This is a genomic window from Mesorhizobium sp. B2-3-11 (genome assembly GCF_006442215.1).
Lineage (GTDB): Bacteria > Pseudomonadota > Alphaproteobacteria > Rhizobiales > Rhizobiaceae > Mesorhizobium > Mesorhizobium salmacidum.
Map to the genome: position 1 here is coordinate 98,540 of NZ_VFVS01000006.1, position 14,059 is coordinate 112,598.

The 14,059-nt window shown below is 63.6% G+C and carries 16 protein-coding genes and 1 pseudogene; 8 read left to right on the forward strand and 9 right to left on the reverse strand.

Going from position 1 to position 14,059, the window contains the following annotated elements:
- Window positions 1-68: 68 nt before the first annotated feature.
- On the forward strand, window positions 69-620 hold the full coding sequence (locus FJ960_RS10690) for a methylated-DNA--[protein]-cysteine S-methyltransferase (RefSeq protein ID WP_140713765.1): 552 nt from the start codon (window positions 69-71) through the stop codon (window positions 618-620).
- On the forward strand, window positions 617-1,360 hold the full coding sequence (locus tag FJ960_RS10695; protein ID WP_140713767.1) for a 2OG-Fe(II) oxygenase: 744 nt from the start codon (window positions 617-619) through the stop codon (window positions 1,358-1,360). The genes FJ960_RS10690 and FJ960_RS10695 overlap by 4 nt, the downstream gene beginning before the upstream one ends.
- On the opposite strand, the gene FJ960_RS10700 is transcribed toward FJ960_RS10695, so the two are convergent.
- Entirely contained in the window at window positions 1,338-2,270 is a 933-nt protein-coding gene (locus FJ960_RS10700) for a LysR family transcriptional regulator (RefSeq protein ID WP_140713769.1), read from the reverse strand. The two genes, FJ960_RS10695 and FJ960_RS10700, sit on opposite strands and share 23 nt — an antisense overlap.
- Before the next feature lie 121 nt (window positions 2,271-2,391).
- Here FJ960_RS10700 and FJ960_RS10705 point away from each other — a divergent pair.
- Window positions 2,392-3,305, forward strand: a pseudogene (locus FJ960_RS10705) (alpha/beta hydrolase).
- Window positions 3,306-3,383: 78 nt separating this feature from the next.
- Here the strand turns inward: FJ960_RS10705 and FJ960_RS10710 are convergent.
- From FJ960_RS10710 to FJ960_RS10735, 6 genes are all read right to left on the reverse strand, one after another.
- Complete coding sequence (locus tag FJ960_RS10710) at window positions 3,384-4,316, reverse strand: sigma-70 family RNA polymerase sigma factor (RefSeq protein ID WP_140713771.1); 933 nt, start codon at window positions 4,314-4,316, stop codon at window positions 3,384-3,386.
- Window positions 4,313-4,843, reverse strand: a complete 531-nt coding sequence (locus FJ960_RS10715) for a dihydrofolate reductase family protein (RefSeq protein WP_140713773.1) — start codon at window positions 4,841-4,843, stop codon at window positions 4,313-4,315. The genes FJ960_RS10710 and FJ960_RS10715 overlap by 4 nt, the downstream gene beginning before the upstream one ends.
- A gap of 2 nt (window positions 4,844-4,845) precedes the next feature.
- A complete protein-coding gene (locus tag FJ960_RS10720; RefSeq protein ID WP_140713775.1) occupies window positions 4,846-5,784 on the reverse strand; it encodes an alpha/beta hydrolase in 939 nt (312 codons plus the stop codon).
- Between the two features lie 108 nt (window positions 5,785-5,892).
- A complete protein-coding gene (locus FJ960_RS10725) occupies window positions 5,893-6,768 on the reverse strand; it encodes an SDR family oxidoreductase (RefSeq protein ID WP_140713777.1) in 876 nt (291 codons plus the stop codon).
- A 124-nt stretch (window positions 6,769-6,892) separates the two neighbouring features.
- Complete coding sequence (locus tag FJ960_RS10730) at window positions 6,893-7,480, reverse strand: dihydrofolate reductase family protein (RefSeq protein ID WP_140713779.1); 588 nt, start codon at window positions 7,478-7,480, stop codon at window positions 6,893-6,895.
- Window positions 7,481-7,517: 37 nt separating this feature from the next.
- Entirely contained in the window at window positions 7,518-8,396 is an 879-nt protein-coding gene (locus FJ960_RS10735; RefSeq protein ID WP_140509515.1) for an NmrA family NAD(P)-binding protein, read from the reverse strand.
- A gap of 110 nt (window positions 8,397-8,506) precedes the next feature.
- Between FJ960_RS10735 and FJ960_RS10740 the strand changes: the two genes are divergently transcribed.
- Both FJ960_RS10740 and dinB read left to right on the forward strand, forming a co-directional pair.
- Window positions 8,507-8,923 carry a helix-turn-helix domain-containing protein gene (locus tag FJ960_RS10740; protein WP_140509513.1) on the forward strand — a complete coding sequence of 139 codons (417 nt, stop codon included), beginning with the start codon at window positions 8,507-8,509 and terminating at the stop codon, window positions 8,921-8,923.
- A gap of 161 nt (window positions 8,924-9,084) precedes the next feature.
- Window positions 9,085-10,329 (forward strand): DNA polymerase IV, encoded by a 1,245-nt coding sequence (gene dinB / locus FJ960_RS10745; protein WP_140713781.1) that lies wholly within the window; start codon window positions 9,085-9,087, stop codon window positions 10,327-10,329.
- Window positions 10,330-10,584: 255 nt separating this feature from the next.
- On the opposite strand, the gene FJ960_RS10750 is transcribed toward dinB, so the two are convergent.
- Window positions 10,585-10,776, reverse strand: coding sequence for a hypothetical protein (locus FJ960_RS10750; protein ID WP_140509509.1), 192 nt, complete (start codon window positions 10,774-10,776; stop codon window positions 10,585-10,587).
- A gap of 388 nt (window positions 10,777-11,164) precedes the next feature.
- On the opposite strand from FJ960_RS10750, the gene FJ960_RS10755 reads away from it, so the two are divergent.
- Complete coding sequence (locus FJ960_RS10755) at window positions 11,165-11,548, forward strand: YkvA family protein (protein WP_140713783.1); 384 nt, start codon at window positions 11,165-11,167, stop codon at window positions 11,546-11,548.
- A gap of 60 nt (window positions 11,549-11,608) precedes the next feature.
- Here the strand turns inward: FJ960_RS10755 and FJ960_RS10760 are convergent, their stop codons facing one another.
- Window positions 11,609-12,142 (reverse strand): sterol desaturase family protein, encoded by a 534-nt coding sequence (locus FJ960_RS10760; RefSeq protein WP_027141435.1) that lies wholly within the window; start codon window positions 12,140-12,142, stop codon window positions 11,609-11,611.
- A 182-nt stretch (window positions 12,143-12,324) separates the two neighbouring features.
- On the opposite strand from FJ960_RS10760, the gene FJ960_RS10765 reads away from it, so the two are divergent.
- Together FJ960_RS10765 and FJ960_RS10770 are read left to right on the forward strand one after the other, a co-directional pair.
- Window positions 12,325-12,789 (forward strand): NUDIX domain-containing protein, encoded by a 465-nt coding sequence (locus FJ960_RS10765; RefSeq protein ID WP_140713785.1) that lies wholly within the window; start codon window positions 12,325-12,327, stop codon window positions 12,787-12,789.
- A 276-nt stretch (window positions 12,790-13,065) separates the two neighbouring features.
- Complete coding sequence (locus tag FJ960_RS10770) at window positions 13,066-13,914, forward strand: class I SAM-dependent methyltransferase (RefSeq protein ID WP_246672707.1); 849 nt, start codon at window positions 13,066-13,068, stop codon at window positions 13,912-13,914.
- The last annotated feature ends 145 nt before the right edge of the window (window positions 13,915-14,059 follow it).

The following is a 14,059-nucleotide window of genomic DNA, read 5'->3' on the forward strand; positions in this document are numbered from 1 at the left end:
AAGCAAGCATCGGAGTGAGCGGCAGCGGCCAGATCGCTAGGGTGCAGGCACAACAAGGAGTGAAGGCAATGAACCACATGCAAACCCATATGCCGGCGACAGCCGCCGGCGTAGCCCTCGACACCATCACCTATGCCATCGGCCAGTGCGCGCTTGGAAACATCCTCGTGGCGCGCAGCCCCGTAGGCGTCCGCGCCATCCTCATCGGCGCCGACGCCGGCACGTTGCGGCAGGATCTCGCCAACCGCTTCCCCGCCAGGGTGCTGCTCGAAGACGCGGCCGGCCTGCGCGACGATCTCGCGGCGACAATTCGCTTTATCGAAACGCCCGGAGCCGGTCTCGATCTGCCGCTCGACATGCGTCACGGCACGCCCTTCCAGCAGCGCGTGTGGGCGGTGCTGCGCACGATCCCGTGCGGCGCCACCACCACCTACACCGCCCTTGCCCGGCGCCTTGGCATGCCGGACGGCGCCCGCGCCGTGGCGACGGCCTGTGCCGCCAACGCCATAGCGCTCGGCATTCCCTGCCACCGCGTGCTGCGCGCCGACGGCTCGCTGTCCGGCTACCGCTGGGGGATCGAACGCAAGCGCGCCTTGCTGGAAAGGGAGGCCGCGATATGAACGCCGACGCCAGGGTTGCACCATCGCTGGTCGAAGCCGCCGAGACACGCATGACCGCCTATGACTGGCCGGCACTCACGGCCGAGCTCGACGGCTTCGGCTGCGCGGTGATGGAAAAGCTGCTGTCCCCGCAAGAGTGCCGGCAGCTCGCCGGCCTCTACCCCCAGGAGCAGCATTTCCGCAGCCACATTCACATGGCCAGGCATGGCTTCGGCAAGGGCGAATACCGTTATTTCCGCTATCCCTTGCCCGATCTCATCGGCGGCCTGCGCGGCGCGCTCTATCCAAGGCTGGCCGAGGTCGCCAACCGGTGGAACGAGCGCATGGGGATCGCCATGCGCTACCCCAGCACGCATGCAGCGTTTCTCGAACAGTGCCATGCCGCCGGTCAGGTCAGGCCGACGCCGCTCTTGCTGCAATATGTGCCCGGCGACTTCAACTGCCTGCACCAGGACCTCTACGGCGACCTCGCCTTCCCGCTGCAGGTGGCGATCCTGCTTTCCGAACCGGGCGAGGATTTCACCGGCGGCGAATTCGCGCTGACCGAACAGCGGCCGCGCATGCAGAGCCGGGTCGAGGTGGTGCCCCTGCGCCAGGGCGATGCCGTGGCTTTCGCGGTCCACAACCGGCCGGTGCAGGGCACGAAAGGCAATTACCGCGTCAACCTGCGCCACGGCGTCAGCCGCCTGCGCTCAGGCATGCGCCATACCGTCGGCATCATTTTTCACGATGCGAAATGAGCGCCGGCTCATGCTCCCAATAGGGCGGATCGCCGAAAGCGTCGCGCAGCCATGCGGTAAGCGCGCGCAGTTTGGCGGATCCGCGCCGATCCTCGGGCCAGGCGATATAGATGGTGGCTCCTTCAGGCTCCGCGCCCACATCGACGACCGTCAATCGCTTGTCGGCGATCTCGGTGCGGGTGAAGTAGGCGGGGAGCAGCGCCAGGCCCAGGCCGGCAAGCGCCGCGTCGCGCATCAAAATCCCATTGTTGACGCGCAGCGCGGTTTCCGGGCGGATCGTCACCAGCCGCCGCGAAATCTTGAACTGCCAGTCGGCGGCACCTCGGATGGAATAGATGATGCCCTTGTGCCGTTTCAGGTCTTCGATCGTCCCGGGCCGTCCGAACCGCTCGAGATAGTCCGGCGAAGCCACCAGAGAGCGGCGGCTGGAAGCCAGTTTCTTGACGATGACAGGCCCGTCATCGACGACCGGCCCGTGACGCAGGATGGCGTCATAGCCATTGGCCACTATGCTGACGAAGCGGTCGTCGAGATCGAGCGTCAGTTCGATCCCCGGATGCTTGGCCAGGAAGCCATACAGCGCCGGGCCGAGATGCAGGACGCCGAAACTGGTCGGCGCCGCTATCCTGAGCGGACCGGCAAGTTCGCCCCGGCGCTCGGCGATTTCAGCGCTGGCATCGGCCACTTCCTGCATGATGCGCTTGGCGCGTTCGTAAAAACCGCGCCCCGCCTCGGTGATGGACAATTTGCGCGTCGTGCGGTCGAGCAGCTTCGTGCCGAGGCTGCGCTCAAGTTCCGACAGCCGCTCGCTGACGACCGATTTCGACAGCGCCATGCGCCGGGCCGCTTCGGTGATCGAACCGGATTCCGCGACGGCGACGAAGGCGGCGGCGGATTCGAGCTTCAGCATTGTTCGGCTTTCCCGAATTCACAATCAGGCGACCGTCGCCTAACGAAATCAAGGACATGGTGTCATAGTTGGCGAAGCCGCGATATGGCGGCCACAAACAAAATCTCGTCGGGAGTACAGTATGTTTCGTCGTTTGGTCATCGTCCTTGGTCTGTTGGCAATGAGTGTTCCAGCATCGGCTCGCGTGGTCCCCTTTCCTGCCGGTTTCAAGGCGCGGACGATAGAGACCAACGGCACCAGCCTGCATGTCCGCGTCGGCGGAAAGGGCCCTGCGGTCGTGCTACTGCACGGTTTTGCGGATACGGGAGACATGTGGGGAGCGGCAGCGATAAAGTTGATGAAAGACCACACGGTGATCGTGCCGGACCTGCGCGGCATGGGCCTTTCGGCGCACCCCGACGATGGCTACACCAAGAAGAACCAGGCCGTCGACATCGCCGGCGTGATGGACGCGCTGAAGATCGACAAGGCCGATCTGGTGACGCACGACATCGGCAATATGGTCGGCTACGCGCTTGTCGCCCAGTATCCGAAGCGCATCACCAAATGGGTGGTGATCGACGCGCCGTTGCCCGGTATTGGCGACTGGGAGAAGATCAAGCAAAGCCCACTTCTGTGGCACTTCAACTTCCGCGGCCCCGACATGGAACGGCTGGTCGCGGGCCGCGAGCGCATCTATCTCGACCGCTTCTACAATGAGCTGTCGGCCGATCCCAAGAAGATCGACGAGGCGACGCGCGCCCACTACGCCAAGCTCTACGCCCGGCCGCATGCCATGCACGACGCCTTCGAGCAGTTCAAGGCATTCGACCAGGATGCGATCGACAATCAGGCGATGCTCACCACGGGCGGCAAGCTGACCATGCCGGTCCTCGCGGTTGGCGGGGAAAAGTCGGCCGGTACGACTCAGGCGATGTTCTCCGGCTTGTGGCGACCAATGTGACGGGCGGGATTGTGCCGGCCTCCGGCCACTGGATCATGGAAGAAAACCCCGACGCCACGGTCAAGCTGATCACGGATTTCCTCGCCAAGTAACAGCACGGCTTCAGCGACCACCGAACTCGGTGAAGTAGGCAGGGAAACGATACCGGCGAGGAGACCAGGATAGATCCATTACCCCTCCGCGTTTGCCATCTCCAGGATCCACGGGCAGGCATAGTAGTCGCTGATGCTGTCGATTACCCCGCCCGTGGCGCCGATCCGCACCAGATATCCCTGCCGCCAGACCTCGCCATATTGCCTGTCGACGACCAGCACGATCTCCCCTTCGAACGCGCCTGGCCGCATGCGCCAGGGCAGTTCGCTGCGCTCATATTCGACGAAATAGGGCGAAGCCGAGAGCAAGCCGCTGTAGCAGTCCGACACCTGGAGGCGTGCGTCGGCGCTGGTCAGCGCGCGCACGCCGTCCCAGTCCCTGGCATTGAAGAGCGCGACATAGCGGTCGAGCAGCCGCTCCAGTTCAGGATCGTGTGGCGGCGCCGCGACCGGTTGCGCTGGCAGGGCGGCGAGCTTGGCGCGGCCGCGATTGAGCGCCGACTTGACGCCGCCCGATGTCGAACCGACGAGGTCGGCGATCTCCTCCAGCGAATGGTCGAAGACATCCTTGAGCAGCACGCAGGCGCGCTCCTTCGGTGGCAGATGCACGACCAGCCGCTCGATGGCGCGGCCGGCCCCCGGACCGGCCGGCTCGACCGGCAGCACGATGTCGTCGCCGGCATAGAAGGCTTCGGCCGCGTGCCGCGTGCGGCGATTGCGGATGAAGTCGATGCAGCGGTTGTGCGCGATGCGGAAAAGCCACGGCCGCAGCGCCTGCGCGTCGTCGAGCAGCTCGATCTTGCGATAGGCCTCGAACAGCGCCTCCTGCATGATGTCCTCGCCATCCAGCGCCGAGCCGGTCATGCGCGCGCAATAGCGATGCAGCCTGGCGCGCAGATGCGAAACCGTGTCCAGGAACGCGGCATATCGCAGGTCGAACACGCGGTCGGGCTCAGGCCAGGCCCGCATGCCTTGCGTCGTGTCGAGGGATTTGCGGATTTGCTGGTTCATCGCGGCACATAGATCAGGGTCACCACACCATTGTCGAAACGATGCGTGCCGACAAGATCGAGGTTGATGGAACCAACATCGTCGAAGGCGCGCTTGCCGTGCCCCACCCATGTCGGCACGATCGACAGATGATACTCGTCCACCAGCCCCGCGGAAAGCAAGGTGCGGTCGAGCTGCGACACGCCATATTTCAGGATGTCGCCGCCCGGCTGGCGTTTCAGCGCCGCGAGCGCCTCGGCGACGTCGCCGTTGATGAGCGTGGCATTCCACGACACCGTCTTCAGCGTCGTCGAGGCGACCAGCTTCTTCAGGCCGTTGATGCGGTCCATGTAGGGACCCTTGATCCCGGGCCAGCGCGCGAAGAACATCTCGTAGGTGGCGCGGCCAAGCAGGAAGAACTCGACGTTCGAAAGCGCCTGCAAGGCGTGGTCCACATTCTCTCCGACGAAGAACGGCGAGGCCCATGTCATGGGCCCCTCGATGACGCCGTCCAGCGAGACGAAACTCGACACGATCAGCCGTCGCATGCTCACGCCGCCTTTTCGCGGGTCTTCTCACCGGCAGCCGGCAGCCCCAGTCTCGGCCGTACCCAGGCGGCGAAGCGGGCAATGGCCTCGTTGGCCTCCGGCGCCCGCCCGGCCATCATCTGGAAGGAGTGCAGCATGCCGTCGAACACGTCGAGCCGAGTCTCGACCCCCGCCTGCCTTGCCCGCTCGGCGAACATGCGGCTTTCGTCGACCAGCGTCTCGTCGGCGCCGGCCTGCAGGAAGACGGGTGGAAAGCCGGAGAGATCGGCGTAGAGCGGGCTGACCTCGGGATCGCGCCGATCGGCATCGCTGATGAAATTGGCCGCCAGCCAGTCGACGGCTTCCTTGGCGAAGGCCGGATCTTTTTCGCGGTTGGTCTGATAGCTGGCGGCGGTCAGCGCCATGTCGAACCAGCCGGAGATGATCAGCGTGGCGACGGGCAGCGGCCGCCCCTGCGCACGCAGCCGCTGCAGGACGCCATAGGTCAGCACCGCGCCGCAGGAGTCGCCGGCGATCACGATCCGCCCGGGGTCGAAGCCCTGGTCGACGAGCCAGTTCCAGGCCGATATCGCGGCCTCGAGCTGGGCCGGATGCTTGGCTTGATGCGCCAGCGGATAGTCGTAGAGCAGCGCCCGGCAGCCGACGGCCTTGGCGAGATGGCCGACCAGCTTGCGGTGGGTGTAGATCGAGCCGCCGATGAAGCCGCCGCCATGCGCATGAAGCAGCACCCGCTGCTCGTCGGCGCCTTTCGGCACGATCCACATCGCCGGCACGCCGCCGGCATCGATCTCGATATAGTCGACGCCGCGCGGCTCGCCGGTCAGCGCCGTCCAGTGGATATCGTTGTGGTCGATGATCGCCTGCGGGCTGGTCAGCTTGCCCGCATTGGCCGCCATAACAGCGTAATGGTTCCTGTTTGCCTCGCTCTCGATGCTCGCCATGATATTCTCCTCGGGTTGCGGATCGCGGAAGACGCGACCTTCGGAAGGCAGAGACGTACGGGCAGACAAAAAGGATACGTGACGGTGGGTGCTTTTTTGCGGACGCACTCAGCCTCCAAACATTGCGGCATACCGCCGGGCGAATTCGACGAACGGCGTCGGCCGCACGCCGAACATCTCATGCGTCGCCAGATGCACACGCGATTTCGGCCGGCGAAGCCGCTCCGCCAATTGCTCGTCCAGTGCGTCGGCGAAGTCGGCGGGGACACCGGCGGCCAGCAGATTGCGCCGGCGCTCCCGCGGGCTGATATCGACGTAGCGGACCGGCTTGCCGATCGCCTGCGATATCCGCGCCGCGATGTCGCTCATCGTCAGCGCCTCGGGTCCGGTCATGTCGAGGCTCTCTCCTTCGTGGCCACCGTCGCACAGCAGCCGGACGGCGACCTTGGCGATATCCTCGACATCGACCGGCGACAGTTCGGTGTCGCCAAGCGCCAGATAGAAGGTGCCTTCGGTGGCGATGGTCGGCGCGTCGCGCAAATAGACCTGCATGAACTGGCTGGGGCGAAGGTGGGTCCACGCCATCCCGGCCGCTTCGAGATAGCGCTCGATTTCCTCATGCATGCGCGTGAAACGGAACTTCGTCGCGTCGTAGCCGATGTTGGATTCGGCGCCGGAAAACTTCACCACATGCGCGACGCCGGCCTGCCCGCAGGCGTCGATGAAACGACACTGCGTCTCGACCATGTCGTCGGCCGCGGTCGAAATCATCAGCACGCGATCGATGCCATTAAGTGCGGCACCAAGCGTGTCCGCCCGGCGCATATCGCCCTCGATCAGGTCGATGCCGGCAAGTCCGCCGAGCCCCGCCGCCGATGCCCGGTCCAGATCGCGAACCAGCGCCCTCACTTGATGCTTCTGCCGCGCGAATTCGCGCACGATTGCCTTGCCGTTCAGGCCGGTGGCGCCTGTCACCAGGATCATGGTCTGTCTCTCCATTCAGATTGATGGGGCCGCCCTTGCGACGACCGCACCTTGAAGACGAAGAGAAGCGGGCAAAGGATTCCGGCCAAACGTCCTTTTTGTCGGCGCGAGGCCTGTGCGCCGATCAGCCTGCCGGCGCGTAGCGGCTGACCACCATGCCGCAGGCATAGGCCTTCGAGCCGAGCAGCCGCAGGTTCCGGAACCCACCTTGGTCGAAGATGCGACGGCCGGCGCCCAGCACGGCAGGATTGACGAACAGCTGGAACTCGTCGACCAGCCCGGCCGCGATCAGCGCCGCCGCAAAGCCGGCGCCGCCGAAGACGGCCATGTCGCCGCCGTCGCCCGCCTTCAGCGCGTTGACCTCTCGCGGCAGGTCGCCGCTCACCACTGTCGTGCGCTCCCAACGCGAGGCTTCGAGCCTGTCGCTCGGCACCACCTTGCGCGCGTCGACGATGCGCTGGGCGAAGGCATGGAACGGATCGGCCGGATATTTCCTCGCCGCACGGCCCCAATGGGTGAGGTAACCTTCCTCGGCCATCTTGCGGCTGAGCAGGATGGTGTCGATGCCGGCAAACACGGCGTTGAAGTCACGCTTCAACTCCTCGTCCCAGCCGATGACGTCGCCCCATCCCCAGAGTTGCCAGGGATGGTCGGCATCGCCGCCGACGAAACCGTCGACCGACATTTGCATCTGAAGAATCAGCTTTTTCATCGGGTTCTCCTCGTTTCCGGATTCCAGGCAGGAAGGATCACGCCGCGCTTTGCGAACGGGCAAAGGCTTGTGCCCAACTCTCGAAAGTGGTCGGCGTGGCGTTGCGGATTGACGGTGCTTCAAGCGCCCATCGTTCGCCCTTGTTGAAACTCGCCGCAGTTTCGCCGAGCGCATCGGCAAAGCTCGGTGACAGGCCGTTGGCGATCATCCCGGCGCGCGCCTCGGTGAATGGAGCCGCCTTGTAAGTGACCTGCCTCCCCATCGCGCTGCCCAGGATCGCGGTGGCCTGCTCGAACGTATAATAGCCGCCGCCATGCAATTCGATGATCCGCTCGCTTGGAAAACGCGTGGCGTCCAGCAGGGCGGCGGCGCGCTGGCCGACATCGCTGGCGGCAATCAAAGGGATCGGCAGATCGCCCCGAAACGGCGTCATGAAGATGCCGGAAGCGGCCTGCTGGACAAAGCCCATGCCCTTGGCGAAGTTCTCCATGAAGAACGAAGCGCGCAAAAACACCAGTTCGTCGAGGCCGAGCGCCGCCAGCCGTTCCTCCATCAAGACGGCGCCGAGCGAAGTTCCCATCCTGAGATGGGCGTTGAGGCCGCTGAGCAGCACGACGCGGCGCACGCCTGACTTCGCGATCGCCGCCGCCAGCCGCGCGCCGACTTCATCTTCGAAGCGATGAAGATCCGGCGCCGTGACGTCGAACGGAATCATTACATAGGCGCTGTCGGCACCGGAAAAGGCGGAGGCGAGCGCGTCGCTATCGTCAAGCGCGACACCCAGGCCGCGCGCCACGCCGCGCACAATATGTCCCCGCCCGGTCAGGACCTGGGCGACCGCCTTGCCAACCTCGTTGGTGGCCCCGATGACCACGACGGTTCTTGGCGTGCTGATTTTCCCGACGGCCTGGCTCATGACGTCCTCCTGCTGGCCAAGTTGCGATCTAACGATTTACTTTTGAAAGCATTTGACTGACGGAAAGAACGATGTCAATAGTAAAGTGATTTAAAAATGGAACCATAGAGATGTCGACGCGTGAAAGATCCGGCTGCCCGATCAACCTGTCTCTGGAACTGCTCGGCGACCGCTGGACGCTGCTCATCATCCGCGACCTGGTCTTCGCCGGCAAAAAGCATTTTCGCGAGTTCCTGCAATCCGATGAAGGCATCTCCTCGCGCACGTTGGCCGAGCGGCTGCAGACGCTGCAGGATGAAGGCATCCTCACCCGCAGCGACGATCCCAGCCACGGGCTGAAGGCGATCTACCGGCTGACCGAGGCCGGCATCGACCTCTTGCCGGTGCTGGCCACGCTTGGCGCGTGGGGCAGCAGGCACCGCAAGGCCGACGACAAGCTCGCCCGTATCGCAGAAGAACTGGCGGCCGGGGGCGAGCCGGCGCTGGAACGGATGAAGGCAGCGCTGCGGGCGGAGCATATTGTCTAGGAAGTGGCGCTGCCTCCCTTCTCCCCTGTGGAAAAAGGAGGAGCTTTACGCGCCTCGGTTACCCTCAAAGGGCACCATGCACCAAAGACCCAATTGACAACGATCTCTGTTTGTTCACTATAGGTTCCTATCTATCAGCAATCGCGGATGAGCGGAACAGGATGGAAACAACGGCCACCATCCTGCATGCCGATCTCGACGCCTTCTATGCCTCGGTCGAGCAGTTGCTCGACCCGACATTGCGTGGCAAGCCGATCGCGGTCGGTGGTGGTGTTGTGCTCGCCGCCTCTTACGAAGCGCGCGCTTTTGGCGTGCGCGGCGGCATGCCGGGGCGCAAGGCGCGCGAGCTTTGCCCGCAATTGATCTTCGTCGGCGGCAATTTCAGCCACTACCAGCGGCTGGGCGACGCGGCGATCAAGGTGCTCGACGATTTCACGCCGGTGGTCGAGCGCATCTCCATCGACGAGGCCTTCGCCGATGTCGCCGGCTGCACACACCTGTTCGGCTCTCCCAGGGAGATCGCGACCGTGATCCGCCGCCGGGTGCGCGCCGAACTCGGCCTGCCGATCTCGATCGGCGTGGCGCGCACCAAGCATTTGGCCAAGATCGCCTCGCAGGTTGCCAAGCCCGACGGGCTGGTGGTGGTCGATCCCGGCACCGAACTTGCCTTCCTGCACGATTTGCCGGTCGCGCTGATGTGGGGCGTCGGGCCGGCAACCAGGGCGCGGCTGGCCGAGATTGGCGTCGAGACCATCGGCGAGCTGGCCCGGACGCACAGCGGCGCACTGACGCGGCTGCTCGGCCCCGCCGCCGGCGAAAAGCTCGCGGCCCTGTCCTGGAACCGCGATCCCCGCAAGCTGGAGACGAAGCGCCGGGCGCACTCGGCCGGCGCGCAGTCGGCGCTCGGGCAAAAACCGGCCGTGGCGCGGGTGATCGTGCCGACACTGCTGCATCTGGCCGACCGCGTCGCCAGCCGGCTGCGCGCCAGGAACCGCCCCGGCCGCACGGTGACGGTGCGCGTGCGCTTCGCCGATCTCAGCGCTGTCACCCGCTCGATCACGCTGGAGCAGCCGATCTCGGCGACCGCCATGCTGTCCGAGATCGCCGGCGACCTGGTGCGCGGCGTGCTCGCCGATCATCCACGGGAGACCATCTCGCTGCTGGCGATCTCGGTGTCACACCTGGAGGAAAGCACCGAACTGCAGCTCGACCTGCCGCTCGGCCTCGCCGACGAGAAGCGCCGCCCGGGCAGCCAAAAAGGCCTGGCGCGCTTCGGCGCCGACCGCGCCATCGACAAGATCCGCGAGCGCTTCGGCAAACAGGCGGTCGGCTACGGCACGGTGGCACTGGAAGCGGCTCGCTTGGTGCCCGACGAATTCAGGGAGTTGGCTGAAAAGGAACTGTGAGCGAAGGAGCCTCAGCCCCTCGCCGCTACCTTCCGGGTCCGGAACCAGCTGGCGCGGCGGCGGTCACGGCCGACAGCAATTCGCGCTTCACCAGCACCGGCTTTGATATGTCTTCTTCACGGCAACTCCCCAAGCCCAAGCAGCGTAACATCCGGCAGGGACGGCCTGTCAAGAAGACGCGAAATTGGGTAGTGGGTCAGCGAGGTGACACAGGATTTGCCGGCCGGACGCCCAGTAAGGCGAGTGCTGCCTAGTCTAGCCTACCCTTTCAAGTCCCGCCGATAACCGGTCAGGGTCAATGATGCCACGCTTGAAAAGGCACATGATCTTGATCGCGACCTGTTCGCGCTCGTCCTCTCTGACAATTCGATGCTTGGCGCAGTAGTCGTTGAAAACGTTCGCAAGAGCTTCCAGATCGGCGGAATCCGCCACTCCGTATGGCAACATGCCTGCCTCCCTCATAGGGCGAAAGCACGATAGCCGCCCCCACCCGTCCGCTTGGCTCTACTCGGGCGGACGACATGGAAAAGATACACCCAGAAAAAAGTCAGAAACGAGTCAATTCCATGGGACTGAAGTCTGAGGCTCCGCGAGCGTCTGAATTTTCAAACTGACCCACTACCCGAAATTGGGTGGCGGCTCAGTTTGCGGATCGCGGACATCCTTGCAATGATCGAAGCAATGCATGTCACCCGGAAGTGTCCTCGGTTCCGGGATAACGACAAGCATAAAATCAGAATCTTGTGGCAGGTCGGGCGAATCCTATTCGCCGCGACATGCTGTAAGGAGCGGAGACGCCTTACGGTTTGGGGTCCTACAAAAAGAGAGTTGCCGTGTGACTATCCTTGATAAGGCAAAGCAATGGGCGAGGGCCGTCAAGCGCGATGTGGTAGCCCTGTGGCTGGCCGCCCGCGATCCTCGCGTTCCCTGGTACGCCAAAGTTGCCGCCGGCGCGGTCGCCGCCTACGCGCTCAGTCCTATCGATCTGATACCCGATTTCATTCCCGTACTCGGATATTTGGACGACCTGATCATCGTACCACTTGGGATCCTGCTTGCGGTGAAGTTGATCCCCGCCGATCTGATGGCGGAGTTTCGCGCGGAGGCCATTCGCCGATCCAGGCCGACCAGCCGCGGCGGTCTCGCATTCATTGTCGGAATTTGGATTCTGATGGCCGCCGCGCTCATCTGGTTATTCTGGCCGGATCGCTCGGCCTAGATTTCATCGCTCGACCGCCCGGACCACAAATGATGTTGGTGGCCTGTCGAAAGACCCACGTCAAAGCCGCGCGGTGCCGAAAATCCGGTCCCAGAATATCGACGTCACGCCGAAATTGGCGTTATCGTCGATATGGTGGTGCACCGCGTGGCGGCGCTTGAGCGTATAGAGATAGCTCGCATGGGCCGGATGCCAGTGATGGATCATGTGGTGGACGCTGATATACCAGAGGTAGCCCAGCATCAACCCGCAGCTCACCGCGCTGGCGGTCGCGAAATCCGAGACCATCCAGACAGGCAGGAACGCCACCAGCGCATGGACGCCAAGGCTGAGCCAGGTGGGCGTGCCCACCGGGCTGCGCTCCTCGACATGGTGGCGGTCGTGCAGGTCCCGGATCCAGGGGACGTGATGCAGCACGAACCGGTGCAGGACGTATTCGATCAGCGTCCAAAGGCCAAGGCAGATCAGCGCCGTGCCGATCCAATCCGGCGCGCTTTCCTCTCCGGCCTCGATCAGCCCGGCCACGCCCAATATGGCGATCACCAGGGGATAGACCACGAAGTCGCTGTAGTAGCCGATCAGACCCAGCTGCATTCAGACGCCTCACCTGACTTTCGACGCCGCCCCAAAAACGATGTTATCAGATTGCCGGACTCGCGCATGAGGTGCAATGCAGATGCGCCTGACATAGCGTCGCAATTTCCCGGTGCAAGGTCGGCAATGATCAACGCAGGATCGTCCGGCTTCGCACCAGTGCCGCAAACGGACGTGCAAACATGGCAAAACGCAGCGCGGGCCTGCTGATCCATCGCCGCGGTGGTGGTGACATCCAGGTGCTGCTGGTCCATCCCGGCGGCCCGTTCTGGGCGAAGAAGGACGATGGCGCCTGGTCGATCCCGAAGGGCCTTGTCGACGAGGGTGAGGACGAACTGGCGGCGGCACGACGCGAGGCCGAGGAAGAGCTCGGTATAAAGGTCGAAGGCCTCTTCGCGCGCCTTGGCGACTACCGGCAACCGGGTGGCAAGATCGTCATGGCCTGGTCCGTCGAGGCCGACATCGATGTGGCCACTATGAAGAGCAACACCTTCACCATGGAATGGCCGCCCCGATCCGGAAGGATGAAGGAATTCCCGGAGGTCGACAGAGCCGGTTGGTTCACGTTGGCCGAAGCCGAGGTGAAGATCCTGAAGGGCCAGCGCCCGATGCTGACGGATCTGGCAGGGCAGTTAGGGGCGGCCTGATGCGGTCGCGATAAGCTGTCAACCACCCCTAGGAGCGGGAGATTGGCTGTCGTCCTCAAACTTCGTCGCCCGTCCCCGTGCGCCATCGGCATGCGCGATACGTACCGGCGGAAGTGGCACCGGGCACCGCATCTGCGATGACCGCGCCAGCTACCCTGCCAGTTGCGACACATCGCAAGGCGCTGGGATTGACGTGCACGCCCGCCCACTGCAATCTGCGTTAACCAGCTGTTTACCATGCCGCGGCTGAGATCGGGGGACAGTTTGGAACCGTTCATGGATACGAACCTCCTGAATTGGGACGATCGGGCCGAACTGCACGCGACCGACAGAACCGGCAGCTATCGTATCGAGAATGTGCTGGCTGGTGGATCCAACCTCTATGAGCTGGAAACGCGCGAGATCGGTGACTTCTTCGGCAAGGACATCGTCCATCTGCAGTGCCACATCGGGCTCGACACGATCAGCCTCAGGAATCTCGGCGCGGGCAGTGTGACCGGCCTGGACTTTTCACCAAGGGCGATAGCCGCGGCGCGAGTTTTCGCCTCCAAGGCGGGCAGCGACGTTCGCTTCGTGGAAGCGCCACTATACGAGGCTGTCGAAGCGCTCGACCGGACCTATGACATCGTCTACGTTACCTGGGGATCGGTGAACTGGCTTGATGATGTCTTCCGTTGGGCCCGGGTGGTTGCCGATCTTCTGCGTCCCGGCGGCCGGCTCTATATGGCCGAAGGCCATCCCTTGATGTTCCAGTGCAATCGCAAGGCTGCTGCGCTCGAATTGACGGACGATTGGCGAACGCCTGTAGCGCGACCGCTCGCCTGGAACGAGAAGCGAACCTACACCGGCGATGAGCGCACCTTGAAGCATCCCAGCTATTATGAATGGATTCATCCGATCAGCGACGTGGTGAACGCCTTGATCGCTGCGGGCCTGACGCTTGATTTCCTCAATGAGCACGACACTGTTTCCTGGCAGCACTTTTCATTCGCGGTAAGGGCCGGCAAGGATATGTACGGCCTTCCCGAAAACGCTCCCAAGATTCCGATGGCCTATTCAATCGGGGCAACCAAGCGCGGCGTCGGGACGTATCGGATCGTCAAGAAGAAGCTCGACAGCCACTAGTTTCGTATTTGGCAGGTTCTGGTGTGCGTTCTCCACGCAGCAGCTTCCGAAGGCGGAAAATTTTTAAAGATTGTGAAGGTCAAAATTAAGTTGTTGCGAACTAATATTCCCTTGATGAGGCTCGACCAGAGGGCCTGAGAAGCAC

Bases quoted from the DNA above. Each gene is read 5' to 3' on its own strand.
- FJ960_RS10690 (WP_140713765.1), top strand. From the start codon at position 69: ATGAACCACATGCAAACCCATATGCCGGCGACAGCCGCCGGCGTAGCC.
- FJ960_RS10695 (WP_140713767.1), top strand. From the start codon at position 617: ATGAACGCCGACGCCAGGGTTGCACCATCGCTGGTCGAAGCCGCCGAG.
- FJ960_RS10700 (WP_140713769.1), bottom strand. From the start codon at position 2,270: ATGCTGAAGCTCGAATCCGCCGCCGCCTTCGTCGCCGTCGCGGAATCC.
- FJ960_RS10710 (WP_140713771.1), bottom strand. From the start codon at position 4,316: ATGAACCAGCAAATCCGCAAATCCCTCGACACGACGCAAGGCATGCGG.
- FJ960_RS10715 (WP_140713773.1), bottom strand. From the start codon at position 4,843: ATGCGACGGCTGATCGTGTCGAGTTTCGTCTCGCTGGACGGCGTCATC.
- FJ960_RS10720 (WP_140713775.1), bottom strand. From the start codon at position 5,784: ATGGCGAGCATCGAGAGCGAGGCAAACAGGAACCATTACGCTGTTATG.
- FJ960_RS10725 (WP_140713777.1), bottom strand. From the start codon at position 6,768: ATGATCCTGGTGACAGGCGCCACCGGCCTGAACGGCAAGGCAATCGTG.
- FJ960_RS10730 (WP_140713779.1), bottom strand. From the start codon at position 7,480: ATGAAAAAGCTGATTCTTCAGATGCAAATGTCGGTCGACGGTTTCGTC.
- FJ960_RS10735 (WP_140509515.1), bottom strand. From the start codon at position 8,396: ATGAGCCAGGCCGTCGGGAAAATCAGCACGCCAAGAACCGTCGTGGTC.
- FJ960_RS10740 (WP_140509513.1), top strand. From the start codon at position 8,507: ATGTCGACGCGTGAAAGATCCGGCTGCCCGATCAACCTGTCTCTGGAA.
- dinB (WP_140713781.1), top strand. From the start codon at position 9,085: ATGGAAACAACGGCCACCATCCTGCATGCCGATCTCGACGCCTTCTAT.
- FJ960_RS10750 (WP_140509509.1), bottom strand. From the start codon at position 10,776: ATGTTGCCATACGGAGTGGCGGATTCCGCCGATCTGGAAGCTCTTGCG.
- FJ960_RS10760 (WP_027141435.1), bottom strand. From the start codon at position 12,142: ATGCAGCTGGGTCTGATCGGCTACTACAGCGACTTCGTGGTCTATCCC.
- FJ960_RS10765 (WP_140713785.1), top strand. From the start codon at position 12,325: ATGGCAAAACGCAGCGCGGGCCTGCTGATCCATCGCCGCGGTGGTGGT.
- FJ960_RS10770 (WP_246672707.1), top strand. From the start codon at position 13,066: ATGGATACGAACCTCCTGAATTGGGACGATCGGGCCGAACTGCACGCG.